Below are 24,832 nucleotides of genomic sequence, written 5' to 3'. Positions count from 1 at the left end.
GCACGAATCGGTCCATCGACGGCAGAATCAGGACGAGGATCCCGAACCCGGGCCGGGCCGGTACACCGCACCGCCCGTCTCAGTTCACTTTTCGTTCACCTAGGTTGCCTACGGTCGCCGAGCCACTGACGCCAAACAGAAGCCTGGGTAAATGGAGCACATAACGCTTCTCCTCGGGATCGTGATCATCACCGCTCTCGTGTTCGACTTCACGAACGGTTTCCACGACACAGCCAACGCGATGGCCACCACCATCTCGACCGGCGCCCTCAAGCCCAAGACGGCGGTGGCCATGTCCGCCGTGCTCAACCTCGTCGGCGCGTTCATGTCCGTGGAGGTCGCCAAGACGATCTCCAAGGGCCTGGTCAACGAGGACGGCATCCAGCCAGAGGTGATCTTCGCGGCGCTCGTCGGCGCCATCCTCTGGAATCTCCTCACCTGGCTGGTCGGACTCCCCTCCAGCTCCTCCCACGCCCTGATGGGCGGCCTGATCGGTGCCGCGGTCGCTTCCGCGGGCATCGGCGCCGTCAACGGCGGCGTGGTGGTCACCAAGGTGCTGATCCCCGCGATCGCCGCGCCGATCGTCGCCGGTGTGGCCGCCATGCTGGCCACCAAGGTCACGTACAAGGTCGGCAAGAACGTCGGCGAGAAGACCTCGGCCAAGGGCTACCGGGCCGGCCAGATCGCCTCGGCAGGCCTGGTCTCCCTCGCGCACGGCACCAACGACGCGCAGAAGACGATGGGCATCATCACCCTGGCCCTGGTCGCCGGCGGGGCGCTCGCCCCCGGCTCCAACCCGCCCGTCTGGGTGATCGTCTCCGCCGGTGTGGCCATCGCGCTCGGCACCTACCTCGGCGGCTGGCGCATCATCCGCACCATGGGCAAGGGCCTGACCGACCTGCAGCCGCAGCAGGGCTTCGCCGCCCAGACCTCGGCCGCCAGCGTCATCCTGGCCTCCTCCACCCTCGGCTTCTCGCTCTCCACCACCCACTCCTGCTCCGGTGCGGTGATGGGTGCGGGCCTGGGCCGCAAGGGCGGTGTGGTCCGCTGGTCCACCGCGACCCGCATGTTCATCGCCTGGGGCCTGACCCTGCCGGCCGCCGCGCTGGTCTCGGCCGGTGCCGAGCTGGTCATGCGCACCGGTGACATCGGCATCGTCGCCGTCACCGTCTTCCTCGTCGGCTCCTGCCTGGCCATCTGGCTGATCTCGCGCCGCCAGGTCGTGGACCACAACAACGTCAACGAGCTGGACACCCCGGCCGAGGAGCCCGGCGTGGTCACCACCGCGATGGCCGCCGTCACCGTGCCGCCGGCCGGCACCACCGCCGCGGTCACCGACGAAGACCTGAAGGCCACCATCCCCGCCCCCAGCGCCCCCGCGCCCGGCGAAGCCCCGACGGCTCCGGCCGCCGCGGTCTGACGACAGAGAAGGTTTCGGCAGTATGAAGATCGACTGGGCAGCTCTGGGCTCCGTCTTCGGAGTCAGCCTCTCCGCCACCGTCGCCCTGGTGGCCCTGTTCACCCTGGGCATGGTGGGTCTCTCCCGCCACGAGGCCGCCACCGAGCAGGGCGGCGCGGCCACCCTGGCCCGCACCGGCGCCTACGCCTGCTTCGCGCTCTGCGCCGCGGCCGTGACGTACGGGATCTACCTCATCGTCGTCTGAGTCGCCTGATTCGTCTGACTCGACTGAGTCGTCCGACTCGAAGAACTCCCCCCGGACACCTCCGGGGGGAGTTCTCGTTTCGGCAGGTCAACGGCAAGTTGACGGGCGATCGCGGTGCGTGGTGGACTGCCGGAGCCATTACGGCGGCAGCAGAGGAAGTCCGGTGCGAATCCGGCGCGGTCCCGCCACTGTCACCGGGGAGCACGGACGTCCGTCCGGGCCCGCCGGGAGCCAGGAACTCTCGCCGCCGGACACGTCGAACCAGGGCGCGGACCCTGAGTGAGGACATACCTGCCCCATGCGTGCCGATCGCGTTTTCGCGTACGGCGTGACGGCGGGCCTGATCGGCGACCGGATCCTCGGGGATCCCCGCCGCGGGCACCCCGTCGCCGCCTTCGGACGAGCCGCCGCCGGTGTCGAACGCGTCCTCTGGCGCGACCGGCGCTCGCGGGGTGTGGTGCACACCCTGGTGTGCGCCGGAGGCGCGGCTGCCGTGGGTGCGCTGGCCGCCCGCGCCGTGCGCTCCCGCCCCGCCGCCGTCCGGATCGCCCTCACCGCCGCCGCCACCTGGGCCGTGGTCGGTGGGACCTCGCTGGGCCGGGAGGCCCGTGCCATCGGCGGCGCCCTGGCCGCCGGGGACACCGAGGTGGCCCGGGAACGCCTCCCCCACCTCTGCGGGCGCGACCCGCAGGCGCTCGACGGGCAGCAGATCGCCCGCGCCGTCGTGGAATCGGTCGCCGAGAACACCTCCGACGCGGTGGTGGGCGCCCTGGTGTGGGGTGCCGTCGCCGGAGTGCCGGGGCTGATCGCCTTCCGGGCCGTGAACACCCTGGACGCCATGGTGGGCCACAAGTCGCCGCGCCATCTGCACTACGGCTGGGCCTCCGCCCGGCTGGACGATCTGGCGGGCTGGCCGGGGGCCCGGCTGACCGCGCTGGCCGCCGTGGCCGCCGGACCGGACCGTCGGGGGGCGGTCCGGGCCTGGCGCGCCGACGCGGCAGCCCACCCCAGCCCCAACGCCGGACCGGTGGAGGCCTCCTTCGCGGGCGCCCTGGGCGTCCGGCTCGGCGGCACCCTGGCCTACGGCGGACGGGTCGAGCACCGGGCCGTGCTCAACGGGGACACCGGGCGGCCGGTGGCGGTCGCCGACATCGAACGGGCCGTACGGCTGTCCCGGCAGGTGACCTGGCTGGCCCTGGCCGCCTGCGTCGGCGGCCGGCTGCTCGCCGCACGGGTACGGAGGGGACGCGCATGAGCAGCGGACGGCTCGGCGGGGGGCTGCTGGTCGCCGGCACCACCTCGGACGCCGGGAAGAGCGTGGTCACGGCGGGCATCTGCCGCTGGCTCGCCCGGCAGGGCGTGAAGGTGGCGCCGTTCAAGGCCCAGAACATGTCGCTGAACTCCTTCGTCACCCGGGAGGGCGCGGAGATCGGCCGGGCCCAGGCGATGCAGGCGCAGGCGGCCCGGGTGGAGCCCACGGCCCTGATGAACCCGGTGCTGCTCAAGCCCGGCAGCGACCGCAGCAGCCAGGTGGTGCTGCTGGGCAAGCCGGTCGGCGAGATGAGCGCACGCGGCTACCACGGAGGGCGGCAGGAACAGCTGCTCGGCGTGGTCACGGACTGCCTGGAGCAGCTGCGGGGCACGTATGACGCCGTGATCTGCGAGGGGGCGGGCAGTCCGGCCGAGATCAACCTGCGCCGGACCGACATCGTGAACATGGGCATCGCGCGGGCCGCGCGGTTCCCCGTGGTGGTGGTCGGCGACATCGACCGGGGCGGGGTCTTCGCGTCCTTCTTCGGCACCACCGCCCTGCTGTCGGAACAGGACCAGTCGCTGATCGCCGGCTACCTGGTGAACAAGTTCCGCGGCGACGTCTCCCTGCTGGAACCCGGCATGGAAATGCTGCGGTCGATCACCGGCCGGGCCACCTACGGCGTCCTGCCCTTCCGGCACGGGCTGGGCATCGACGAGGAGGACGGCCTGCGCGTGTCGCTGCGCGGCTCGGTCCGCGAGTCGGTGGTGGCGCCGCCGGTCGGCGAGGACGTCCTGCGGGTCGCGGTCTGCGCGGTGCCGCTGATGTCGAACTTCACGGACGTGGACGCGCTCGCCGCCGAACCGGGTGTGGTGGTGCGGTTCGTGGACCGGGCCGAGGAACTGGCCGACGCCGACCTGGCCGTCGTACCGGGCACCCGGGGCACCGTGAAGGCGCTCCAGTGGCTGCGGGAGCGGGGTCTGGCCGACGCGCTGGCCCGCCGGGCCGCCGAGGGCCGGCCGGTGCTGGGCATCTGCGGCGGCTTCCAGGCCCTGGGCGAGCGGATCGAGGACGAGGTCGAATCGCGGGCCGGCCTGGTGGACGGGCTGGGCCTGCTGCCGGTCCGGGTCCGGTTCGCCCGGGAGAAGACCCTGGCCCGGCCCGCCGGTTCGGCGCTCGGCGAACCGGTCACCGGATACGAGATCCACCACGGGGTGGCCGAGGTGCTGGGGGGCGACCCCTTCCTCGACGGCTGCCGGGTCGGCGCGGTGTGGGGCACCCACTGGCACGGCTCGCTGGAGTCGGACGGCTTCCGCCGGGCCTTCCTCCGGGAGGTCGCCTCCGCCGCGGGCCGGCGCTTCGTACCGGCCCCGGACACCTCCTTCGCCTCCCTCCGGGAGGAACAGCTGGACCTGCTGGGCGACCTGATCGAGGAGCACGCCGACACGGACGCCCTGCTGCGGCTGATCGAAACGGGTGCCCCGGCGGGCCTGCCCTTCCTGCCCCCGGGCGCGCCCGCCCTCCCCTCTGCCCTCCCCGCCTCCGAAGGAGCGAAATGAGTACGCCGTACCCGTTCACCGCGGTGGTCGGCCAGACCGACCTCCGGCTGGCGCTCCTCCTCAATGCCGTGAGCCCGGCGGTCGGCGGGGTGCTGGTGCGCGGTGAGAAGGGGACCGCCAAGTCCACCGCCGTGCGCGCGCTGTCGGCCCTGCTGCCGCAGGTGGCCGTGGTTCCCGGCTGCCGGTTCTCCTGCGCCCCCGCCACGCCGGACCCGGGCTGCCCCGACGGCCCCCACGGGTCCGGGGTCTCCGCCGAGCGGCCGGCCCGGATGGTGGAGCTGCCGGTCGGCGCCTCCGAGGACCGCCTGGTCGGCGCGCTCGACATCGAACGGGCCCTGGCGGAGGGCGTGAAGGCCTTCGAGCCCGGCCTGCTGGCCGATGCGCACCGCGGGATCCTGTACGTGGACGAGGTCAACCTGCTCCACGACCACCTGATCGACCTGCTGCTGGACGCGGCGGCGATGGGCGCCTCGTACGTGGAGCGCGAGGGCGTCTCGGTCCGGCACGCGGCCCGCTTCCTGCTGGTCGGGACGATGAACCCGGAGGAGGGCGAACTGCGTCCGCAGCTCCTGGACCGGTTCGGGCTGACCGTCGAGGTCGCGGCCTCCCGGGAGCCGGAGCAGCGGGTCGAGGTGGTCCGCCGCAGGCTCGCGTACGAGGACGATGCCGCGGGCTTCGCCGCCCGCTGGGCCGGGGACGAGGCGGCGGTACGGGACCGGGTGGTGGCCGCCCGGGCCCTGCTTCCGCAGGTCCGGCTGGGTGACGGGGCGCTGATGCAGATCGCGGCGACCTGCGCGGGCTTCGAGGTCGACGGGATGCGGGCCGACATCGTGATGGCCCGGACGGCGACGGCCCTGGCCGCGTGGGCCGGGCGTACGGAGGTCCGGAAGGAGGACGTCCGGCAGGCCGCCCTGCTGGCGCTGCCGCACCGGCGGCGGCGCAATCCCTTCGACGCGCCGGGCCTGGACGAGGACCGGCTGGACGAGATCCTGGACGGCTTCCCGGACGACGAACCGGAGCCCGACCCCGACCCGGAGCCCGGCTCGGACCCGGACGGAGACGGGGGCGACGGAGACGGGGACGGCGGGCCGGACGGGGGCGACGGGGTGCCGCCGCAGGGCCCGGAGCCGGCGGCGGAGTCCGCGCCGGAACCCCCGGCCGCCTCGGACGGCGCGGAGACCCCGCCCCCGGCGGACACCGCGGACCCGAAGGACCCCAAGGACGCAGCGGATCCGGCACCTGCGGCGGCGGACGGGCCGGTGCAGGCGGCCGTACGGGCGGCCGAGCCGTTCCGGACCCGGATGCTGAGCGTGCCCGGCCTCGGCGAGGGCGCCGTCGGCCGGCGCTCGCGGGCGCGGACCGCGCACGGCCGCACCACCGGCGCCCAGCGCCCCCGCGGACATCTGACGAAGCTGCACCTCGCCGCGACCGTGCAGGCCGCCGCCCCGCACCAGCGGGCCCGGGGGCGGGCCGGCCGCGGTCTGGTCATCCGCAAGGACGACCTGCGGCAGGCGACCCGGGAGGGCCGCGAGGGCAACCTCGTGCTGTTCGTGGTCGACGCCTCCGGCTCGATGGCGGCCCGGCAGCGGATGGGCGCCGTCAAGGGGGCGGTGCTGTCGCTGCTGCTGGACGCCTACCAGCGGCGGGACAAGGTCGGCCTGATCACCTTCCGGGGTGCGGGTGCCGAACTGGCGCTGCCGCCCACCTCCTCGGTGGACACGGCCGCCGCCCGGCTGGAACTGCTGCCCACCGGCGGGCGGACCCCGCTGGCCGCCGGCCTGCTCAAGGCCCACGAGGTGCTCCGCATCGAGCGGCTGCGCGATCCCGCGCGGCGTCCGCTGCTGGTCGTGGTGACGGACGGGCGGGCCACCTCGGCGGGCTCCCTCGGCGGGGACCCGCGGGCGGCCGGCCGCCGCAGCGCGCGGCTGCTGGCGGGCGAGGGGGTCGCCTCGGTCGTCGTGGACTGCGAGGCGGGGCCGGTCCGGCTGGGGCTGGCCGGTGCGTTGGCCGCGGACCTCGGCGGTCCTTCGGTCACCCTGGACGGGCTGCGGGCCGACTCGCTGGCCGGGCTTGTGAAGGACGTACGGACATCAGTGTCACGGACATCAGTGTCATCGCACAGCAACCCCCGCAACAGGAGGGCCGCGTAATGCCTCAGGGACAGCCGACCGTCGTTCCCGACGACGGTCTCACCACGCGTCAGCGCCGCAACCGGCCGCTGGTCTTCGTCCACACCGGCCCGGGCAAGGGCAAGTCCACGGCGGCCTTCGGGCTGGCGCTGCGCGCCTGGAACCAGGGCTGGCCGATCGGGGTGTTCCAGTTCGTCAAGTCGGCGAAGTGGAAGGTCGGCGAGGAGAACGCGCTGAAGGTGCTGGGGGCCTCCGGCCAGGGCGGCACGGTGGTCTGGCACAAGATGGGCGAGGGCTGGTCCTGGGTGCAGCGCGATGCCCAGCTCGACAACGAGCAGGCGGCCAAGGAGGGCTGGGAGCAGGTCAAGCGCGACCTGGCCGCCGAGACGCACAAGCTGTACGTGCTGGACGAGTTCGCGTACCCGCTGCACTGGGGCTGGATCGACGTGGACGAGGTGATCGAGGTGCTGCGGAACCGGCCCGGCACCCAGCATGTGGTGATCACCGGCCGGAACGCGCCGGAGAAGCTGGTGGAGTTCGCGGACCTGGTCACCGAGATGACCAACATCAAGCACCCCATGGACACCGGCCAGAAGGGCCAGAAGGGCATCGAGTGGTGAGCTCGTCCGTGACCGTCCCGCGGCTGGTGGTCGCCGCGCCCTCGTCGGGCAGCGGCAAGACCACCGTCGCCACGGGACTGATGGCGGCCTTCGCGGGGCGCGGCCTGGCCGTGTCCCCGCACAAGGCCGGGCCCGACTACATCGACCCGGGCTACCACGCGCTGGCGACGGGCCGCCCGGGCCGCAACCTGGACGCGTTCCTGTGCGGGCCGGAGCTGATCGCCCCGCTGTTCGCGCACGGCGCGGCGGGCTGCGATCTGGCCGTGGTCGAAGGCGTGATGGGGCTGTACGACGGGGCGGCCGGGCGGGGTGAGCTGGCCTCGACCGCCCAGGTCGCGAAGCTGCTGCGGGCGCCGGTGGTGCTGGTGGTGGACGCGTCCTCGCAGTCCCGGTCGGTGGCCGCGCTGGTGCACGGTTTCGCGTCGTTCGACCCGCAGGTGCGGCTGGGCGGCGTGATCCTGAACAAGGTGGGCTCGGACCGGCACGAGGCGATGCTGCGGGAGGCGCTGGAGGAGGCCGGCATGCCGGTGCTCGGCGTACTGCGGCGGGCCCCGCAGGTCGCGACCCCGTCCCGGCACCTGGGCCTGATCCCGGTCGCCGAACGCCGCGCAGATGCGGTGGCCGCGGTGGCGGCCCTGGCCGAGCAGGTCCGGGCGGGCTGCGACCTGGAGGCCCTGATGGCCTTGGCGCGCACGGCTCCGCCGCTGCACACGGAACCGTGGCACGCGGACACCGTGGTGGGCGAGCCCGCCGTGACTTCGGCCGGACCCCGGCCGGCCGGACCCGCGCCGCGGATCGCCGTGGCCGGCGGGCCGGCGTTCACCTTCTCGTACGCCGAGCACGCCGAGCTGCTCACCGCGGCCGGCGCCGAGGTCGTCTCCTTCGACCCGCTCCACGACGAGGCCCTCCCCGAGGGCACGAGCGCGCTCGTCATCGGCGGCGGCTTCCCCGAGATGTACGCCCCCGAGCTCGCGGCGAACGAGCCGCTGCGCAAGGCGGTGGCGGAACTGGCCGCGAGTGGCGCCCCCGTGGCCGCCGAATGCGCGGGCCTGCTCTATCTGGCCCGGTCGCTGGACGGAACGCCGATGTGCGGAGTGCTCGACGCCGACGCGCGGATGTCGGAGCGGCTCACCCTGGGCTACCGCGAGGCCGTCGCCGTCTCGGACAGCGTGCTCGCGCCCGCCGGGGGCCGGCTGCGCGGGCACGAGTTCCACCGGACCGTGATCGAGCCGGGCGCCGGAACCTCGCCGGCGTGGGGGTTCACGCATCCGGAGCGCCGCGTCGAGGGCTTCGTCCAGGGCGGTGTGCACGCCAGCTATCTGCACACCCACTGGGCGGCCGATCCGTCGGTGGCCGGACGCTTCACGGCTGCGGCGGCGGCTGCGGCAGCCGCCGCGGCCCAGGCTGCGGGAGCGGGAGCGCCCGGGAGCCGCCCGGCCCCATGAGCTCACTCCGCGATGCCGACGACCAGCCAGATCCCGGCCACCCCGCCCACCGTGCACATCAGGGTGGACAGAGCGGGGTGCCTGTGGTGTGCCTCGGGCAGGATCTCGGCGGCGGCGAGATAGAGCAGCGCCCCGCCGAAGAACCCGAGGTACGCGCCCAGGGGTTCCTCGGGCAGGGTGAACAGCAGGGTGGACGCGGCGCCGGCCACCGGGGCGACGGCGTCGGCGAACAGCATGAGCAGGGCCTTGCGGCGGTCGTTCCCGTACAGCCGGGTGAGGGTGTACGTGTTGAACCCGTCGGCGAAGTCGTGGGTGATGACGGCCAGCGCGACGGCCACCCCCATGCCGCCGCCGACCTGGAAGGCCGCCCCGAGGGCCACTCCGTCGGCGAGGCTGTGGCCGACCATGGCCGCGGCGGCGGTCAGCCCGACCTGGGGCGCCCGCCCGCCCTCGGCCCCGCTCCCGGCGCCGTTCTCCGCCCCGTGCGCGGCATGACGCACCGCCAGCAGCCGCTCCACCACATGCGCGGCCAGGAAGCCGGCCACGAAGAGCAGCAGGGCGAGCGGGACCCCGAAGACGGGCCGGCCCGCCGCCTCCAGCGACTCCGGCAGCAGGTCCAGGCCCACCACGCCGAGCATCAGCCCGCCGGCCAGGCCGAGCACCAGGTGGCGGCGGTCGGTGACGCGCTGCGCCGTCCACCCGCCCGCCAGGGTCATGAGGAACGCGCCCAACGCCACGATCACCGCCATGTGCCCCTGGATACCGACTGGCGGCGCTGCGCGCACGTCCGCGCGCGGGGCGGCGGCCAACATGTCTGTGACGACTGAGAAAGGACCCCGGATGGGCGAGAGCGAGCGGGTGGTGGTCGGGGTCGGCAGCCGGGCGGGGGTCTCCGTGGAGGAGGTCTGCGGGCTGGTCGAGGAGTCGCTGCGGGCGGCCGGGCTGGGGCTCGGCGCGGTTTCGGCGCTGGCGACGGTGGCGGCGAAGGGCGGGGAGGCCGGGATCACGGGTGCGGCGGAACGTTTCGGCGTGCCCCTGGTGACCTATCCCGCGGAGGACCTGGCCCTGGTGCCGGTCACGGGTGGCGGGGCTTCGGCGGTGGCCGCGGCGGCGGTGGGCACCCCGTCGGTGGCGGAGGCCGCGGCCCTGGCGGCGGGCGGTGAACTGCTCGTACCGAAGCGGAAGTCGGCGGCGGCGACCTGTGCGGTGGCCACCGCCGAGGCCCATGACCTGCGGCACCACGGGGACACGGAGGTGGCGGGCGCGGCGGCCGGCCTGGTGGACCTGGCGGTCAACGTCCGGACCGGCACCCCGCCGGCCTGGTTGAAGGAACGTATCGCCGACTCGCTGGACACCCTCGCGGCCTACCCGGACGGGCGGGCCGCGCGGGCGGCGGTGGCGGCCCGGCACGGGCTGCCGGTGGAGCGGGTCCTGCTGACCGCCGGGGCGGCGGAGGCGTTCGTGCTGATCGCCCGGGCCGTGGCGGCGGTCCGGCCGGTGGTGGTGCACCCGCAGTTCACCGAACCCGAGGCGGCGCTCCGGGATGCCGGGCACCGGGTGGAGCGGGTGCTGCTGCGGGAGTCGGACGGGTTCCGGCTGGACCCGGCGGCGGTCCCGGCCGACGCCGACCTGGTGATCGTCGGCAATCCCACCAACCCGACGTCGGTCCTCCATCCGGCGTCCGCGCTGGCCGCGCTGGCCCGGCCCGGCCGGACGCTGGTGGTGGACGAGGCGTTCATGGACGCGGTGCCGGGCGAACGGGAGGCCCTGGCCGGGCGTACCGATCTGCCGGGCCTGGTCGTGCTGCGGAGCCTGACGAAGACCTGGGGGCTGGCGGGGCTGCGGATCGGCTACGTGCTGGCGGAGCCACGGACGATCGCGGCGCTGGAACGGGTCCGGCCGCTGTGGCCGGTGTCCACGCCGGCCCTGGTGGCGGCGGAGGCGTGCGTGACGCCGGCGGCGCTGGCGGAGGCGGAGGCCGCGGCCCGGCAGATCGCGGTGGACCGGGCGCATCTGCTGGCGGGGCTGGCGGAGTTCGAGGAACTCACCGTGGTCGCGACGGCGGAGGCCCCCTTCGTCCTGATCCGGGTGCCCCGCGCCGCCGAACTCCGCACCCGCCTGCGCACCCTCGGCTTCGCGGTGCGCCGCGGCGACACCTTCCCGGGACTCGGCCCGGACTGGCTCCGCATCGCGGTCCGCGACCGCCCGACGGTGAACCGCTTCCTGCAGGCCCTGGACACGGCCCTGACCCTGACCACACCCTGACCAGACCCTGATCCCGCCGCGGGGACGGGCGCGTGCGAGAGTGGGGCGCACCGAAGAGTCTGGGGGACAGGGTGGGGACAGCGGCGAAGGCCGGAGCAGTGGTGGCCGGGCTGGCAGTCGCCGGGGCGGCGGTGTACGGCGGGGTCGCGCTGATCGGCGGTGACGGCGGCACGTCCGCGCAGCGGCTCGCCCCGCCCTCGGCGAATCCGCCGGCGCTGCCCGGCCGGAAGGACCGCACCGAAGCCCGGCCGTTCACCCTGGTGGCGACCGGGGACATCATCCCGTATCCGTCGATCATCCAGCGCGCCGCCGACGATGCGGGCCCGCGCGGCGGTCACGACTTCCGGAAGATACTGGCGGGGGTCAAGCCCGTGGTCGAGGCCGCCGACGTGGCCATCTGCCACCACGAGATACCGTACGGCCGGCCCGGCGGCCCCTACACCGGATACCCGACCTTCAAGGCCCCGCACCAGCTCGCCGACGCCCTGCAGGTCACCGGCTACGACAGCTGCTCGACGGCGTCGAACCACACGCTGGACGCCGGCTACGACGGTCTCACCCGGACCCTCGAGCACCTCGACCGGGTCGGCATCAAGCACGTCGGCTCGGCCCGGTCGGCCGCCGAGGCCAAGGCCCCGGCGCTGCTCGAGGCCGGCGGCGCGAAGATCGCCCAGCTGTCGTACACGTACGGCACGAACGGCATCCCGCTCCCCCAGGACAAGCCCTGGGCGGTGAACCTCCTCGACCGGGACCGGGTCATCGCGGACGCGCGGGCGGCGCGGGCCGCCGGCGCCGATGTCGTCGTCCTCAGCATCCACTGGGGCACCGAGTGGCAGACCGCCCCCGACGCCCAGCAGCGCGAGCTGGCCCAGGCGCTGACCGCGGCCCGCACCGGCGGACTCCCCGACATCGACCTGATCATCGGCACGCACAACCATGTGCCGCAGCCGTACGAGAAGATCAACGGCACCTGGGTGGTGTTCGGGATGGGGGACCAGGTCGCGAGCTTCACCCCCGCCGACAAGAAGCGCGGCAACCAGTCCTCCATCCCCCGCTTCACCCTGAACCCCTCCGCCGAGCACCCGGGCCGCTGGGAGGTGGTGAAGGCCGAGTTCTTCACCCAGTACTCGGACATGGGCCCGCCGTTCCGGGTCGTCTGCACCTCCTGCGCGAGCACCGCCCCGCGGAGCGACTACACGGCCGTGGACCGGCAGGTCACGGAGGCGGTGCTGTCCCGCGGGGCGGGCGGGCAGGGCTTGCAGCGCGCGACCCGCTAGGCCCGCCCGGGGTCGGCGGCCCGGGCAGGCCGGGCCGGCCGGGCCGGCCGTCAGGCCTGGTTGCGTCCGCGGCCTCGGCTCAGGATCAGCGCGCCCGCGCCCACACCCAGCAGGATCAGCGCACCGCCGGCCACGTACGGGGTCATCGAACTGCCGCCGGTCTCGGCCAGGTTGGCCTGGGTCCCGGAGGTCTGCGGCTTCAGGTCGGCCTTCGCGGGCGCGGCTGCGGGCGCGGCTGCGGGCTGGGCCTCGGAGGCGGCCGTGGACGCGCCCGGCGTGGGCTTCGGCTTGGCCGGGGGCGGCGCGGACGCCGCCCCCGGGGCCTCACAGCGGGCCTCGGCGAGGACGATCTCGCCGTCCACCTCCGCCACGTTCAGCTTCAGCGGGTTGACCGAGACCTTCAGTCGCAGGGCCGCCGCGGCGGCGGTGCGGTCGGTGGTCTCGGTGCCGGACAGCACCAGGCTGACCTCGCCCACCCCGGGCACCGACACCTTGGTGGTCCCGCCCGCCGACAGCGTGGTCCGCTTCCCCAGCACCGTCACCGCCCCGAGCACGTTCGAGCTCGCCACCGGCTGCTTGCCGGCCTCGCACACCGCCTTGGACGTGACCTTCTCCACCTGGATCAGCGAGAGCAGCGGCAGGCCGGGCACATGGACCCTGGCATTGACGAGCTGGACCTCGGCGGCGGCCCGCGTCCGGTCCGCCGTCGCCTTGGAGCTCGCCACGTCCGCGCGCAGCACGCTCACCGGCTTGCCCTGCTCCACTCCGTCGAGGGTCACGGTCAGCGCGGTCTTCTCCGCCGTGGCAGGGGCGTTGACCTCGTTCAGGGAGGCCTTCAGCGGTACGTGGACGGTCTTGTTGAGCAGGCCGACGTCCAGTCCGGTGCGGAGGACCACCGCACCGGCCTTGCCCTCGGCGGCCCCGCCCGGACCGCCGCCGCCCGGATTCCCGGTCGCGTACGCGGGGGCGGCGGCGAACAGGGCGAGGGGCGCGGCGGCGGCGAGCAGAAGTGCGGGCATGCGGAAGGTGTTGCTGTTCAAAGTGGTGGAACCCCCAAGGAGTTTTGGAGCCGTGGCGGCGCGGCGCCAATGGGGGACATTGCGCGCGCCGACGGCCTCGACCCCGGAATCTTTACGCACTGAGAGTGAACAGGCAGCAACCTGGCGTCAGTTCACCCCAAAGGGTGGTTTCCATGCACATATTCGATTCTTCACACCCCAACTGGAACGTGGGTTCACTCCAGTCCCACGGGAGGTGTGGAATGCGGAAAGTCCAACGACCGCCCGCACCCCGGCGTCACGGTCCCGTCAAGCACCGCATCCCGCCCTGCATCAGGCGTGGATCCGGCCGTTGACCACCACCCGCAGCGGGTCCGCCAGCACTCCCACGTCGGCCCGCGGGTCCGCCCCGTACACCACCAGGTCGGCCGGCGCCCCTTCCGCCAGCCCCGGCCGGCCCAGCCATTCCCGGGCCCCCCAGGTCGTCGCCGACAGGGCGTCCCGCACCGGGATCCCGGCCTTCACCAGCTCCGCCACCTCGGCCGCGACCAGGCCGTGCGGCAGCGAGCCGCCCGCGTCCGTGCCGACGTACACCGGCACGCCCGCGTCGTACGCCGACCGCACCGTGTCGTAGCGCCGTTCGTACAGCCGCCGCATGTGCGCGGACCAGCGGGGGAACTTGGCCTCGCCGCCGTCCGCGAGGTGCGGGAACGTGGCGATGTTGACCAGGGTGGGCACGATCGCCACCCCGCGCTCGGCGAACAGCGGAATGGTGTCCTCGGTCAGCCCGGTGGCGTGCTCGATGCAGTCGATGCCCGCCTCCACCAGATCGCGCAGCGAGTCCTCGGCGAAGCAGTGCGCGGTGACCCGGGCGCCGAGCCGGTGCGCCTCCGCGATCGCCGCCTCGACCTCGGGCCGCGGCCAGCAGGCGGTGAGGTCCCCGGCATCCCGGTCGATCCAGTCCCCCACCAGCTTCACCCAGCCGTCGCCGCGCCGCGCCTCGCGCCCGACGTACGCGACCAGGTCCTCGGGCTCGATCTCGTGGGCGTAGTTGCGGATGTAGCGGCGGGTACGGGCGATGTGCCGACCGGCCCGGATGATCTTCGGCAGGTCTTCGCGGTCGTCGATCCAGCGGGTGTCGGAGGGCGAACCGGCGTCCCGGATCAGCAGGGTGCCGGCGTCCCGGTCGGTCAGCGCCTGCTTCTCGCTGGTCGCGTCGTCGACCGGGCCGTGCCGGTCGAGCCCGACGTGGCAGTGGGCGTCCACCAGCCCGGGCAGCACCCAGCCGGACACGGTGACGGTCTCCCCCGCGGTGCGCGGACGCTCGTAGCTGATCCGGCCGCCGACGACCCAGAGCTCGTCGCGGACCTCCTCGGGCCCGACCAGCACGCGCCCCTTCACATGCACTACTTCGCTCATACGGGCACTGTACGCACGTCGTGGGTACGCCCGTCCTGGGTACGCTCTCCCGGTACCTACGGACGAAGAGAGCACCACCGTGAACCACCCCGCGGCCCACCCGCTGCTGGATCTGCCCCCGCTGACCGCGGAGCGTTTCGCCTCGATCGAGCAGGGGGTCGCGGACCTCCTGGGGACCCGGCACGAGGTGGTGGTCACGCAGGGCGAGGCGCTGCTGCCGCTGGAGGGCTGCATCCGGTCCGGTGCGCGGCCGGGCTCCACCGCGCTGAACGTGGTGACCGGACCGTACGGGAACACGTTCGGGAACTGGCTGCGGGACTGCGGGGCGGCGGTGGTCGACCTGGCTGTGCCGTTCGACACCGCGGTGACCGCCGATCAGGTCGCCGAGGCGCTGGCCGCGCACCCGGAGACCGACTTCGTCTCGCTGGTGCACGCGGAGGCGGCGACGGGCAACACCAACCCGGTGGCGGCGATCGGCGAGGTGGTCCGCGCGCACGGGGCGCTGTTCATGCTGGACGCGGTGGCCTCGGTGGGGGCGGAGCCGCTGCTGCCGGACGAATGGGGTGTGGACCTGTGCGTGATCGGCGCGCAGAAGGCGATGGGCGGCCCGGCGGGGGTGTCGGCGGTCTCGGTCTCGGACCGGGCGTGGGCCCGCTTCGCGGCCAATCCCGCTGCTCCGCGCCGCTCGTACCTGTCGCTGCTGGACTGGAAGGAGCGCTGGATCGACGGCGGACGCAAGGCGCTGCCGCACGCGCCGGCGCAGCTGGAGATGCTGGCGCTGGAGGCGTGTCTCGGCCGGATCGCGGCGGAGGGCCTGCCGGCCGTGCTGGGCCGGCACGCGGCTGCTGCGGCGGCGACCCGGGCGGGGGCGGCGGCGCTGGGCCTGGCCCCGTACGTGGGCCAGGCGGCGGAGGCGGCCCCGGTGGCCACCACCCTCCGGGTTCCGGACGCCCCCCTGGTCGTCGCGAAGGCGCTGACGGCGGCCCCGTCCGCACCACTGGCGGCGGCCGGTCCCGCTCTGGCCCGGGTCAACCACTACGGCCCGGCGGCCGGGCTCCCGGCGGTCACCGCGGCCCTGACGGCCCTGGCCACCGCCCTGTCCCTCCCTCCGACTCCGGCCGTGACGGCCGCCACCGCCGCCTGGTCGGCCGCATCGGCCGCCTGACCGCCGCGGGCCGGCGGGGGCGTGGGGCGCGCGATCGTCAGGGAGCCAGCGCGTTCAGCAGCCGGTCCACATCCGCCTCCGTGTTGTACAGGTGGAACGACGCCCGCAGCGCCCCGGCCCGGCCGGCCGTCAGCACCCCGGCCCGGGCCAGCTCCGGCTGCCGCTCGGCAAGCCCCGGCACCGAGACGATCGGAGAGTCCCCCGGCACCGGAGCGAGGCCCAGTTCCGCCAGGCCCGCCCGGTAGCGGGCGGCCAGGCCGAGGTTGTGGGCGTGCACGGCCGCGATCCCGACCCGCTCCAGCAGGGCCAGCGAGGGCTCGGCCGCGTAGTAGGCGAGGAAGGCCGGGGACTCGTCGAACCGCCTCGCGTCGGGCGCGAGTTCCGGCATCGGGCCGTACGTCGCATCCCAGGGCGAGCTCGCCGCCACCCAGCCCGCGTGCAGCGGGACCAGCGTGTCCTGAGCGGCCTCGGAGACGGTCAGGTACGAGGCTCCGCGCGAACCGAGCAGCCACTTGTACCCGGCCGTGACCGTGTACTCGTACGGAGCCGCGTCGAAGGGCACCGAACCGGCCGCCTGGGTGGCGTCCACCAGCATCGGGATGCCGTACCCGGCGGTTGCCGCGCGGATCGCCGCCAGGTCGGCCACCCGTCCGTCCGCGGACTGGACCGCGCTGACCGCGACCAGCGCGGTGTCCTCGCGGACCGCCTCGGCGAGCGCCTCCAGCGGGACGAACCGGGGCTTGAGGTCGCCCCGCACCACGAACGGGTTGATCACCGAGGCGAAGTCCCCCTCGGCGAAGAGGACTTCGGATCCGGCGGGCAGCGCGGCGGCGATCAGGCCGACATGGGTGGCGACGGTGGAACCGATCGACACCCGGTCCGGGCCGACACCGACCAGCCGGGCGTAGCTCTCGCGCACCCGGGCAACCCGGTCGAAGTCACCGAATCCGGCGGCCGTGCCGGCCCCGGCCGCCTCGGCCAGTTCCCGGACGGCGGCCACGGCGCTCTGCGGGAGGATCCCGCAGGTCGCGGTGTTGAGATAGACAGTCGTCGAAGGCGCGAACTCCGCGTGCGCAAGAGGAAGATCCATGGCTCCACTCTGCGCCAGGATCATCCCAAAGTCCATCGCCTAGTTTTCCACCACTCCCCCAAGGACTACTTATACCTGCGGGGCAGGGCAGGCCCCGTCGGGCTCGCACGCCTCGGCTGCCGGATCGGTCCCGGCCGGCTCGTACCCCTCCCACGCCTGCTCCAGCGCGCGGGTGAACACCTCGGCGGGCTGCCCGCCGGAGATCCCGTAGCGCCGGTCCAGGACGAAGAACGGCACGGCGTTCGCGCCGAGTGCGGCGGCCTCGCGCTCATCGGCGCGCACGGCCTCGGCGTAGGCGGTCTCATCGGCGAGTACCGCCCGGGCCTCCGTCTCGTCGAGGCCCGCCTCGACGGCGAGCGCGGCGAGCACCTCGGGGTCGAAGACCGAGCGGTCGGCGGCGAAGTTCGTCCGGAAGGCGAGGTCGAGCAGGGCGTTCTGGCGGCCCCGGGCGGCTGCCAGGTGCAACAGCCGGTGGATGTCGAAGGTGTTGCCGTGGTCGCGGCCGTCGGTGCGGTAGTCCAGTCCCTCGGCCCGGGCGGTGGCCGCGACGTGCTCCTCCATCCCGCGGGCCTCGTCGAGGGTGCGGCCGTACTTCTTGGCGAGCATCTCGACGACGGGCGCGGTCGTTCCCCGGGGGCCGTTGGGGTCGAGCTCGAAGGACCGGAAGACCACCTCGACCCGGTCCCGGTGCGCAAAGGCGGCCAGCCCCTTCTCGAACCGGGCCTTGCCGATGTAGCACCACGGGCAGGCGATGTCGCTCCAGATCTCGACGCGCATGTTCCTTCTTCTCTCCGGGTCGGGGGTCATGGGCTGGAACACCGGCCCGGAGCGTCTCATTCCCGGACGGCCCCCTCCCGGGGGGCGGCCGGTCAGCCCTTCAGCCAGGCCTGCATCATCTTCTGGGCGACCGGGGCGGCCAGCTTGCCGCCGCCGATCTCCGAACGGTCGGTGTCGGAGTTCTCGATCATCACCGCGACCGCGATCTGCTTGCCGCCGACCTCTGCCGCACGCGTGAGCTGCCGCGAACCGAAGGGGCTCAGCCCAGGGCATCAATTGCCGACGCGATGAGAGTGCGGGCCTTCGATCCGCAGACAGCAACCTCTTTCAGGTTCCCAAAAGCCTTGAGGTACAAAGCCACGTCAGACGGCTGAGTTTCCTTGATGGCCGCCGAAAGGGTTTCCACGTGGACGCGCTGGCCGTCAAAGATTGTGAACGTTTCCAGCGGCCACGCCGTCCGGGGTGCCGTAAAGGGAATGATCCCCAGCGAGATTGAAGGAAGCCCCATCACGGAGAGCAGATGTCCAAGCTGTGCGGCCATCACTTCCAGGCTGCCAATTCGGTACTTCAAGACCGATTCCTCAACCAGAACGGCGAATCGGTGGTCACCTTCTCGGATGACGCGTGATCGCTCCATGCGTGCTGCCACGGCATCGTTTACGTCGTCTGGCGTCCCTCGAAACTGCGCAATGGACGTGAGCAGCGCAGTTGCGTAGCCGGGTGTTTGGAAGATGCCGGGCACGACGTTGGAGCAATACACATGGAACTGCTGTGTCTGCTCGTAGAGGGGCACTCCCGATTCCTGTAGCTGCCTCAGACCTGTCCGCTGCAGCCGCTTCCACTGGACGTACATGGAATCCGCCTGACGGCTGGCAGCAATCAAGTCGTCGGCAAGCCCCGGCACGCCACATGCTGTACACCAGGCCCTTATGTCGGCATCGCTGGGGGGTGTCTTTGCATGCTCGATCCGGGATGACTTGCTTTCACTCCACCCGCACCGGACCGCCAACTCACGGGCTGTAATTCCTGCGTCAAGCCTAGTTTCCCGCAACCGACCGGCTACGGCTTCCCTGGCTGCTTGGGCTTTGGACGAAGGCGATGACATGAGTTGGCTGTCCGGTTCGGCTCAGATCGTGTATTCGCTGTGCGGGATTGCTCGCTGCCAGACTTCTTCGAATGCACTGACACAGAGCTTCAAGTCGCCAGGGTCAGTGCTCAGTTCGTCGGATACGTGACGTCCGTCCCCGGCGAAATGGTGCACGCGGATCAGCTTGCCGTCAAACAGCCAGAAGTCATTGGCGGGCACCAGGAAGCCCGTTGCCTGACTGCGTGGCAGCCAACGCACATCTTCGCCGGCCATGACGTTGGCGTGCGTGGCGTAGTGCTCCCAGCGGATGTACTCGCTGACCGGCTCCGACACAATGCGGGCACGGCGAACGGCCACACCCCGCGCTACAGCGTCCGCAATGGTCTGGTGGAACGGGTGCCACCAGGATTCGCGGTCGTCCCAGTTGATGCGCTCTCCGCGCTGCCATGCCTCTAGCCGAGGATTCGTCCCGTAGTCGTCCCGCATCTCGAAATGCACTGCGGACTCACGGGTGTTGGCCAGAAGCTCACTGAACGGCGGAACGCTCGACGGCATCGCACGCTTCCCTGATCATCGGCACCATGCGGGCCGGAATCCTGATGACTTCCTCGCTGTCAGGGATTGAGCCCTTGGCCGGGCTGCTCGCCTCACAGGTCGCGCGGAGTGCGGGGCCCGCCTTCCACCCCTGCAACACCAGCTCTCCGGCCTCTTCGTCAGCCCAGACGGTAGGGCAGTGTTCAAGATCGGTGTTCGGGTCGATCCCAACGAACCGTAGCGCCATGACGGCCTCTCTCCGGATGTGGTTTGCCTGAACTTGCATGGCCATCCTCTCGTTCCAACGTGGACAGTCAAGGCCGCCTGCGAGCAACTGGCGTGCAAGCTGATGCAAGTTGCTGGGAACTGCCGTTGTGCCACCCCTAGCGTCGCAGTCATCACGACAGCAGCGAGGGGACGGCGGGCATAGTGAGTAAGGCTGTTGCAGCAGAGGACGAGTTCGATTACGTGACCTTCACCGCGAGGCGCGAGACCTGCCCGGCACGCCGAACACCGGATCATCCGAGATCCAGAGACCACGCCCACCGTGGTAGCGAGCTGCCTCTACGCGGACTGCGGATGGCACAGTCGGTTTCTCCGAGGGTTCGAAGACATCGCCGTTGTCCATCGGGTCGCGAAGTCCTGACACAGACTCCCGCCTCCGCCAGGGCGGGTTGCAAGCCTCACACCATCACGAGTGAAGGAGCACCAAATGCCCAAGCACGGCGGCGGGACCGGAAGCGGTCAGGGCGGCAGCCAGCAGGACGACGGCAGCAGCGGGCGCGGACACGGGGGCGGCGGTTCCGAAACGAGCGGCGGGAACAGCTCTGACGGCTCCGGCCCCGCGAAGAAGTAGCACCGGATGACCGCGCGCAAAGAGGAGGTGGGCCCTTCGGGGCTCGCCTCTGCGCTCGTTGCTTCGGGCGCACTGCAATCTCACTGGCTGCCGACGTACAAGGCAGTCCCCCGGGACATGTTCGTCCCTGACCGCATCTGGCCGGGCATCGCGGACGGCACGCGGCAGAACCCCGTAGTGGACCGCGCCAAGGAACCCGGCGGGTGGTTCAGTGCGGTGTACTCGGACATTCCGCTGACCACGCAGTGGGACGACGGCACCCACACTGGAGACGGATTGGGCAAGACTCCGTCCAGCTCCAGTTCCCAGCCCCGCATGGTGTTCTCGATGCTGGCTGATCTCGACGTGAAGAACGGGCTCAGGGTTCTTGAGATCGGCACGGGCACCGGGTGGAATTCCGCACTTCTCGGTCACCGGTTGGGCGCTGAGAACGTCATCTCCATGGAGTTCGACGCGGACGTTGCGACGGAGGCACAGGAGAACCACCGCAATGCCGGACTGTCTCCGCTGGTCGTCGTAGGGGATGGACGAGTCGGCTATCCCGAGGGGGCGCCTTACGACCGGGTGGAAGCAACATGCTCCATCGGGGAAGTTCCCCGGGCTTGGATCACGCAGACGCGGACTGGCGGACTGATCGTGGCGCCCTGGGGGACGCCTTATGGAGGGGAAGCCATCGTGCGGCTGACCGTGGACGGCGACACGGCGAGCGGACCGTTCACGCGTTCCAGTGCGTTCATGCGCCTTCGGCAGCAGCGACCCAGCCGGCCGCCGCATGACACCTATCTCAAGGGGCAGGCGTGGCCCGCTGACGGTGACAGGAGCACCACGGGCCTCTCACCCGCTGATGTCGGCGGATGGCTGGTCCAATTCGCCGTCGGACTCCAGATGGCGGAGGCGTTCTGGACCGTGGAACGCTACGACGATGGTTCGTACACGCTGTGGACCTACAGCAGCGACGGCCACTCGTGGGCGTCCGCCGACTACGAACCCGAAGCCGTCTCCTTCGAGGTCGTGCAGTCCGGACCCCGGCGACTCTGGGACGAGACGGAAGCCGCCTACGTGTGGTGGGACGCGCAGGGCCGGCCCGACTTCGAGCGGTTCGGGTTGACCGTGGACAGCGAGGGAGAGCAGGCCTGGCTTGACTCCCCCACCCACCCCGTTCCCAGAGTGGGCTGACCGGCCCCCTCCCCCCAGGGGGGGGCGGCCGGTCAGCCCTTCAGCCAGGCCTGCATCATCTTCTGGGCGACCGGGGCGGCCAGCTTGCCGCCGCCGATCTCCGAACGGTCGGTGTCGGAGTTCTCGATCATCACCGCGACCGCGATCTGCTTGCCGCCCAGCTTCCCGTACGAGGTGAACCAGGCCAGCGGCGGAATGCTGTTGTTCACACCGCGCTGCGCGGTCCCGGTCTTGCCGCCGACCTCTGCGCCCTCGACCTTGGCCGGCTTGCCGCCGCCCTCGGCGACCACGGTCCGCATGGCGTCCTGGAGCTTCGACGCGGTCTCCGGGCTGATGACCTGCCGGGACTTGGGGTCGTCGAAGGACTCGAGCACGCTGCCGCCGGAGTCGGTCACCTGGGAGACGATGTGCGGGTCGACCAGCTTGCCGCCGTTCTCGATGGCGGCCGTGACCATGGCCATCTGGAGCGGGGTGGCCTGGACGTCGAACTGGCCGATGCCGGTCTGCGCGACCTGGTCCTTGGACATCTTGTCCGAGGGGTACTTGCCCGGGTCGGCGCGGAACGGGATGCGCTGCTCCTGGTTGAAGCCGAACTTCTCCGCCATGGCCCGCATCTTGTCCTGGCCGAGCCGGGAGGAGAGCTCCGCGAAGACGTTGTTGCAGGACAGCCGCAGGGCGGTGCGCACCGAAACGTTGTTGCAGGCTGCCGAGCCCGCCTCGCTCTTCAGCAGGGTCCTGGAGCCCGGGATGGTGTACGGGTCCGGGATGCCGGTCGGCGTGTCCAGTGAGCCGACGAGGCCGTTCTCCAGGGCCGCCGCGAGGGTGACCAGCTTGAAGGTGGAACCGGGGGCCATCGGGTTGCGGGCGGCCAGGTTCTCCAGTGCCTTGCCCTGGTTGGCGGAGAGCTCCTTCCAGGCCGCCCCGTCGAGGGCGCCGGTGATGCGGTTGGGGTCGTAGGACGGGTTGACCACCATGCCGAGGATCGCTCCGGTGGCGGGGTCGATGGCGACGGCCGCGCCCTTCTTCCCCTGAAGGGCTTCGTAACCGGCCTTCTGCACCTCGGCGTCGACGGTGGTCAGCACGTTGCCCGGGTCGGCGCGCTTGTCGGTGAACACGTCCATGGGGGTCTTGAGCCGGTTGTCGGCGCCGTTCAGGACGTCCCGGTAGACGTACTCCAGCTGCGTCTTGCCGAAGACCTGCGAGCTGTAGCCGGTGACGGGCGCGTAGAGCTCGCCGTTCGTGTACGTCCGCTTGTAGCCGTACGTGTTGCCGCCCGTCTGCAGGGAGCCGGTGATCGCCTCCCCGCCCACGATGATGTTGCCCAGCGGGTTCGCGTAGGCCGCGATCGTGTTCCGCTGGTTGTGTTCGTCTTCTGCGAGGGCCTGGCCTTGGTATGCCTGCACCCAGGTGACCCGTACCAGCAGGGCCAGAACCAGCAGCAGACAGAAGACCGACGCACGCCTGATCGTCTTGTTCATCCCCCTGGAGGACGCACCGGCGGCACCAGGCGTTCCGCTCTGCCCCGATTGTGGCGGAGTTCTCAGGGTTTCTTCATGAGGAAGCCCCCCTCGTACGCGGCGATGACCGCCTGGGTGCGGTCCCGGGAGCCGGTCTTGGACAGCACGGCGGCCACATGGGTCTTGACGGTCTGCGGGCCGACCCCGAGCCGTTCGCTCATCTCGTGGTTGGACAGTCCGGTCGCCATCAGCCGCAGGACATCCGCCTCCCGCTCGGTGAGCCGGTCCACCCAGGCCGCGGCGGCCGGGGCCGTGGCCGCCGCGTGCCGGTCGGCGAGCGCGCGGACCGCGGCGGGGAAGAGCAGGCAGTCGCCCCGGGCGACCAGCCGGACGGCGCCGACGAGCTCCTCCGGGTCGGCCCGCTTGAGGAGGAACCCCGAGGCTCCGGCGCGGAGCGCCCCATAGACATAGGAGTCGTTCTCGAAGGTGGTGACGACCACGATCCGGGGCGGCTCCGGCATGGTGGCGAGGATCTGCTCGGTGGCCCGGATGCCGTCGATGCCGGGCATCCGGACGTCCATCAGCACCACGTCGGGGCCGAGGGCCCGGGCCTGGGAGACGGCTTCGGCTCCGTCGACGGCCTCGCCGACGACCGTCAGGTCCTCTTCCGCCTCGAGGATGACCCGCAGGGCGGTGCGGACCATGCGCTCGTCGTCGGCCAGGACGATCCGCAGCGGCGGCCGGCTCATCGCGGGCCGCCTGCCGGGTCGGCCGCGCCGGACCGGCCCGTGCCCGGTTCGGCGCCGAGCGGGAGGACGGCCCGCAGCCGCCAGTGCCCCTCGCGGGGGCCGGCCTCCACGGTGCCGCCGAGCAGCGCGGCCCGCTCGGCGGTGCCGCGCAGGCCCCGGCCGCCGGTGGTGCGGTCGGCCCGGGTTCCGGCCGGGGCCGGTGGGTTGGTCATGCTGATCTCCAGTTCTCGTGTGTTCTGCCCGCCGGGTGCGGCCTGCACGGTGATGCTCAGCTCCACCGGACCGCCGCCGTGCTTCATCGCGTTGCTCAGGCCTTCCTGGACGATCCGGTACGCCTCCCGGGAGACGATCGCCGGCAGCCGCTCCCAGCTGCCGGCCGGGCCCGGATCCTGGCGCTCGGCCACCGGGGTGCCGGCCGCCCGGGTGCGGGCGAGCAGGCCCTCCAGGTCGGTGTGCAGGCCGGGGGCGGGCGCCGCGTCGGGCCGGGCCGCGTCCCCGTCCCGCAGCAGGCCCAGTACGGCGTCCAGCTCGCCCACCGTGCGCCGGGTGGTGTCCTCGATGGCGGCCAGCGCCTCCCGGACGAACTCCGGGTCGGTGTCCAGCACCCGCCGGGCGGCCACCGCCTGCAGGGTGACCGCACTGAGGGCGTGCCCCACCGCGTCGTGCAGTTCGCGGGCCAGCCTGTTGCGGACGGCCAGATCCGCGGCCCGCTCCTCGGCGGCGGCCAGCCGGTCGGCGGCGGTGGGCCCGAGCAGGACGGGCGCCAGCCGGGCCAGCAGTGCCCCGGCCCCCGCGGCACAGAGGATCAGGGCGGCCAGCAGCAGGAGGCCGAGGAAGGGCGCGGCATAGACGGGGGCTCCGGTGGAGAACCAGTCCAGCCCGAGCTCGGCCCGCTGGAGCCGGGTCGAGAACGGCAGGACGAGCAGCACCACCCCCATCGGCGGCACGGCCAGGGTCACCCCGCTGACGACGGCTCCGACCCCCAGGTGCAGGGCCCACCAGGCCGAGGCCCGCCAGCGCGCGGCCCAGGACCCGGCCGGCCCCTCGGCCAGCCGTTCCCCCGGCACTCCGCACATGGCCCGGACCACCGCCACCGACATCGGCCGGACCAGAGGGAACAGGGCGGTGAGGGCGGCGATCGGAAGGGCTCCGGCATAGATCAGGAGCAGTACGCCGAGGGAGGTGAAGTCGCCCGCGCCGATCATCCCGGCCACCACCGAGGCCAGCAGGTAGTACGGCATCAGCAGGGCGCCGCCGAGTATCAGGTGCACCCAGCGGAGCCCGACCGGCGCCGCGAGCAGTCGTCTCATCCG

Annotated in this window: 23 protein-coding genes and 1 riboswitch; of the genes, 12 read left to right on the top strand and 11 right to left on the bottom strand. The window is 72.6% G+C overall.

Annotated elements, in window-relative coordinates:
* Positions 1-151: 151 nt before the first annotated feature.
* The 7 genes from DEJ50_RS25870 (at position 152) to DEJ50_RS25840 (ending at position 8,669) form a co-directional block, all read left to right on the top strand.
* Positions 152-1,420, top strand: a complete 1,269-nt coding sequence (locus tag DEJ50_RS25870) for an inorganic phosphate transporter (protein ID WP_150210501.1) — start codon at positions 152-154, stop codon at positions 1,418-1,420.
* Between the two features lie 22 nt (positions 1,421-1,442).
* Positions 1,443-1,664, top strand: a complete 222-nt coding sequence (locus tag DEJ50_RS25865; protein ID WP_150210500.1) for a hypothetical protein — start codon at positions 1,443-1,445, stop codon at positions 1,662-1,664.
* 151 nt (positions 1,665-1,815) lie between these two features.
* Positions 1,816-1,905: riboswitch (cobalamin riboswitch) on the top strand.
* 57 nt (positions 1,906-1,962) lie between these two features.
* A complete protein-coding gene (locus DEJ50_RS25860) occupies positions 1,963-2,919 on the top strand; it encodes a cobalamin biosynthesis protein (protein ID WP_150210499.1) in 957 nt (318 codons plus the stop codon).
* Positions 2,916-4,475: a cobyric acid synthase gene (locus DEJ50_RS25855; RefSeq protein WP_150210498.1), complete on the top strand. Its 1,560-nt coding sequence runs from the start codon at positions 2,916-2,918 to the stop codon at positions 4,473-4,475. Before DEJ50_RS25860 ends, DEJ50_RS25855 begins: the two co-directional genes overlap by 4 nt.
* A complete protein-coding gene (locus DEJ50_RS25850) occupies positions 4,472-6,625 on the top strand; it encodes a putative cobaltochelatase (RefSeq protein WP_150210497.1) in 2,154 nt (717 codons plus the stop codon). The genes DEJ50_RS25855 and DEJ50_RS25850 overlap by 4 nt, the downstream gene beginning before the upstream one ends.
* Positions 6,625-7,224, top strand: a complete 600-nt coding sequence (gene cobO, locus DEJ50_RS25845; RefSeq protein WP_150210496.1) for a cob(I)yrinic acid a,c-diamide adenosyltransferase — start codon at positions 6,625-6,627, stop codon at positions 7,222-7,224. Before DEJ50_RS25850 ends, cobO begins: the two co-directional genes overlap by 1 nt.
* A complete protein-coding gene (locus DEJ50_RS25840; protein ID WP_223837911.1) occupies positions 7,221-8,669 on the top strand; it encodes a cobyrinate a,c-diamide synthase in 1,449 nt (482 codons plus the stop codon). Before cobO ends, DEJ50_RS25840 begins: the two co-directional genes overlap by 4 nt.
* Positions 8,670-8,671: 2 nt before the next feature.
* On the opposite strand, the gene DEJ50_RS25835 is transcribed toward DEJ50_RS25840, so the two are convergent.
* Positions 8,672-9,418, bottom strand: coding sequence for a ZIP family metal transporter (locus tag DEJ50_RS25835; protein ID WP_150210495.1), 747 nt, complete (start codon positions 9,416-9,418; stop codon positions 8,672-8,674).
* A 91-nt stretch (positions 9,419-9,509) separates the two neighbouring features.
* Between DEJ50_RS25835 and cobC the strand changes: the two genes are divergently transcribed.
* Together cobC and DEJ50_RS25825 are read left to right on the top strand one after the other, a co-directional pair.
* A complete protein-coding gene (gene cobC, locus DEJ50_RS25830) occupies positions 9,510-10,934 on the top strand; it encodes an Rv2231c family pyridoxal phosphate-dependent protein CobC (protein WP_150210494.1) in 1,425 nt (474 codons plus the stop codon).
* A 71-nt stretch (positions 10,935-11,005) separates the two neighbouring features.
* The gene (locus tag DEJ50_RS25825) at positions 11,006-12,211 is read left to right on the top strand and encodes a CapA family protein (RefSeq protein WP_223837910.1); all 1,206 of its coding nucleotides are present in this window, start codon (positions 11,006-11,008) and stop codon (positions 12,209-12,211) included.
* Positions 12,212-12,261: 50 nt separating this feature from the next.
* Here the strand turns inward: DEJ50_RS25825 and DEJ50_RS25820 are convergent, their stop codons facing one another.
* Together DEJ50_RS25820 and DEJ50_RS25815 are read right to left on the bottom strand one after the other, a co-directional pair.
* Positions 12,262-13,251 (bottom strand): SCO1860 family LAETG-anchored protein, encoded by a 990-nt coding sequence (locus DEJ50_RS25820; protein WP_150210493.1) that lies wholly within the window; start codon positions 13,249-13,251, stop codon positions 12,262-12,264.
* Between the two features lie 291 nt (positions 13,252-13,542).
* Positions 13,543-14,628, bottom strand: coding sequence for an amidohydrolase family protein (locus tag DEJ50_RS25815; RefSeq protein ID WP_150210492.1), 1,086 nt, complete (start codon positions 14,626-14,628; stop codon positions 13,543-13,545).
* 79 nt (positions 14,629-14,707) lie between these two features.
* On the opposite strand from DEJ50_RS25815, the gene DEJ50_RS25810 reads away from it, so the two are divergent.
* Positions 14,708-15,793, top strand: coding sequence for a pyridoxal-phosphate-dependent aminotransferase family protein (locus DEJ50_RS25810; RefSeq protein ID WP_150210491.1), 1,086 nt, complete (start codon positions 14,708-14,710; stop codon positions 15,791-15,793).
* A 37-nt stretch (positions 15,794-15,830) separates the two neighbouring features.
* Here DEJ50_RS25810 and DEJ50_RS25805 read toward each other — a convergent pair whose 3' ends face one another.
* From DEJ50_RS25805 to DEJ50_RS25785, 5 genes are all read right to left on the bottom strand, one after another.
* Positions 15,831-16,883, bottom strand: a complete 1,053-nt coding sequence (locus tag DEJ50_RS25805) for an aminotransferase class V-fold PLP-dependent enzyme (protein ID WP_150210490.1) — start codon at positions 16,881-16,883, stop codon at positions 15,831-15,833.
* A 69-nt stretch (positions 16,884-16,952) separates the two neighbouring features.
* A complete protein-coding gene (locus DEJ50_RS25800) occupies positions 16,953-17,660 on the bottom strand; it encodes a DsbA family oxidoreductase (protein ID WP_150210489.1) in 708 nt (235 codons plus the stop codon).
* Between the two features lie 259 nt (positions 17,661-17,919).
* Complete coding sequence (locus tag DEJ50_RS25795) at positions 17,920-18,765, bottom strand: helix-turn-helix domain-containing protein (protein WP_150210488.1); 846 nt, start codon at positions 18,763-18,765, stop codon at positions 17,920-17,922.
* 21 nt (positions 18,766-18,786) lie between these two features.
* The gene (locus DEJ50_RS25790; RefSeq protein WP_150210487.1) at positions 18,787-19,302 is read right to left on the bottom strand and encodes a DUF6879 family protein; all 516 of its coding nucleotides are present in this window, start codon (positions 19,300-19,302) and stop codon (positions 18,787-18,789) included.
* Entirely contained in the window at positions 19,274-19,528 is a 255-nt protein-coding gene (locus tag DEJ50_RS25785; protein WP_150212361.1) for a hypothetical protein, read from the bottom strand. Before DEJ50_RS25785 ends, DEJ50_RS25790 begins: the two co-directional genes overlap by 29 nt.
* 465 nt (positions 19,529-19,993) lie before the next feature.
* Between DEJ50_RS25785 and DEJ50_RS34085 the strand changes: the two genes are divergently transcribed.
* Together DEJ50_RS34085 and DEJ50_RS25780 are read left to right on the top strand one after the other, a co-directional pair.
* The gene (locus DEJ50_RS34085; protein WP_019885290.1) at positions 19,994-20,137 is read left to right on the top strand and encodes a hypothetical protein; all 144 of its coding nucleotides are present in this window, start codon (positions 19,994-19,996) and stop codon (positions 20,135-20,137) included.
* Between the two features lie 6 nt (positions 20,138-20,143).
* Entirely contained in the window at positions 20,144-21,313 is a 1,170-nt protein-coding gene (locus tag DEJ50_RS25780) for a protein-L-isoaspartate(D-aspartate) O-methyltransferase (protein ID WP_150210486.1), read from the top strand.
* Between the two features lie 32 nt (positions 21,314-21,345).
* Here DEJ50_RS25780 and DEJ50_RS25775 read toward each other — a convergent pair whose 3' ends face one another.
* From DEJ50_RS25775 to DEJ50_RS25765, 3 genes are all read right to left on the bottom strand, one after another.
* Positions 21,346-22,791, bottom strand: a complete 1,446-nt coding sequence (locus DEJ50_RS25775; RefSeq protein ID WP_150210485.1) for a peptidoglycan D,D-transpeptidase FtsI family protein — start codon at positions 22,789-22,791, stop codon at positions 21,346-21,348.
* Between the two features lie 62 nt (positions 22,792-22,853).
* Positions 22,854-23,519 carry a response regulator transcription factor gene (locus DEJ50_RS25770; protein ID WP_150210484.1) on the bottom strand — a complete coding sequence of 222 codons (666 nt, stop codon included), beginning with the start codon at positions 23,517-23,519 and terminating at the stop codon, positions 22,854-22,856.
* Complete coding sequence (locus DEJ50_RS25765) at positions 23,516-24,829, bottom strand: sensor histidine kinase (RefSeq protein ID WP_150210483.1); 1,314 nt, start codon at positions 24,827-24,829, stop codon at positions 23,516-23,518. Before DEJ50_RS25765 ends, DEJ50_RS25770 begins: the two co-directional genes overlap by 4 nt.
* Positions 24,830-24,832: the final 3 nt, after the last annotated feature.

Source organism: Streptomyces venezuelae (genome assembly GCF_008642295.1).
Classification (GTDB): domain Bacteria; phylum Actinomycetota; class Actinomycetes; order Streptomycetales; family Streptomycetaceae; genus Streptomyces; species Streptomyces venezuelae_C.
Note: the sequence above shows the minus strand (reverse complement) of the source record. Positions and strands in the feature narration are given on the sequence as shown.

Excerpts from the sequence above, each read along its gene's own strand:
- DEJ50_RS25770 (WP_150210484.1), bottom strand. The coding sequence starts at position 23,519 with ATGAGCCGGCCGCCGCTGCGGATCGTCCTGGCCGACGACGAGCGCATG.
- DEJ50_RS25870 (WP_150210501.1), top strand. The coding sequence starts at position 152 with ATGGAGCACATAACGCTTCTCCTCGGGATCGTGATCATCACCGCTCTC.
- DEJ50_RS25835 (WP_150210495.1), bottom strand. The coding sequence starts at position 9,418 with ATGGCGGTGATCGTGGCGTTGGGCGCGTTCCTCATGACCCTGGCGGGC.
- DEJ50_RS25795 (WP_150210488.1), bottom strand. The coding sequence starts at position 18,765 with ATGTCATCGCCTTCGTCCAAAGCCCAAGCAGCCAGGGAAGCCGTAGCC.
- DEJ50_RS25775 (WP_150210485.1), bottom strand. The coding sequence starts at position 22,791 with ATGAACAAGACGATCAGGCGTGCGTCGGTCTTCTGTCTGCTGCTGGTT.
- DEJ50_RS25860 (WP_150210499.1), top strand. The coding sequence starts at position 1,963 with ATGCGTGCCGATCGCGTTTTCGCGTACGGCGTGACGGCGGGCCTGATC.
- DEJ50_RS25865 (WP_150210500.1), top strand. The coding sequence starts at position 1,443 with ATGAAGATCGACTGGGCAGCTCTGGGCTCCGTCTTCGGAGTCAGCCTC.
- DEJ50_RS25765 (WP_150210483.1), bottom strand. The coding sequence starts at position 24,829 with ATGAGACGACTGCTCGCGGCGCCGGTCGGGCTCCGCTGGGTGCACCTG.
- cobO (WP_150210496.1), top strand. The coding sequence starts at position 6,625 with ATGCCTCAGGGACAGCCGACCGTCGTTCCCGACGACGGTCTCACCACG.
- DEJ50_RS25855 (WP_150210498.1), top strand. The coding sequence starts at position 2,916 with ATGAGCAGCGGACGGCTCGGCGGGGGGCTGCTGGTCGCCGGCACCACC.
- DEJ50_RS25785 (WP_150212361.1), bottom strand. The coding sequence starts at position 19,528 with ATGGCGCTACGGTTCGTTGGGATCGACCCGAACACCGATCTTGAACAC.
- DEJ50_RS25780 (WP_150210486.1), top strand. The coding sequence starts at position 20,144 with ATGACCGCGCGCAAAGAGGAGGTGGGCCCTTCGGGGCTCGCCTCTGCG.
- cobC (WP_150210494.1), top strand. The coding sequence starts at position 9,510 with ATGGGCGAGAGCGAGCGGGTGGTGGTCGGGGTCGGCAGCCGGGCGGGG.
- DEJ50_RS25805 (WP_150210490.1), bottom strand. The coding sequence starts at position 16,883 with ATGGATCTTCCTCTTGCGCACGCGGAGTTCGCGCCTTCGACGACTGTC.
- DEJ50_RS25790 (WP_150210487.1), bottom strand. The coding sequence starts at position 19,302 with ATGCCGTCGAGCGTTCCGCCGTTCAGTGAGCTTCTGGCCAACACCCGT.
- DEJ50_RS25800 (WP_150210489.1), bottom strand. The coding sequence starts at position 17,660 with ATGCGCGTCGAGATCTGGAGCGACATCGCCTGCCCGTGGTGCTACATC.
- DEJ50_RS25850 (WP_150210497.1), top strand. The coding sequence starts at position 4,472 with ATGAGTACGCCGTACCCGTTCACCGCGGTGGTCGGCCAGACCGACCTC.
- DEJ50_RS34085 (WP_019885290.1), top strand. The coding sequence starts at position 19,994 with ATGCCCAAGCACGGCGGCGGGACCGGAAGCGGTCAGGGCGGCAGCCAG.
- DEJ50_RS25815 (WP_150210492.1), bottom strand. The coding sequence starts at position 14,628 with ATGAGCGAAGTAGTGCATGTGAAGGGGCGCGTGCTGGTCGGGCCCGAG.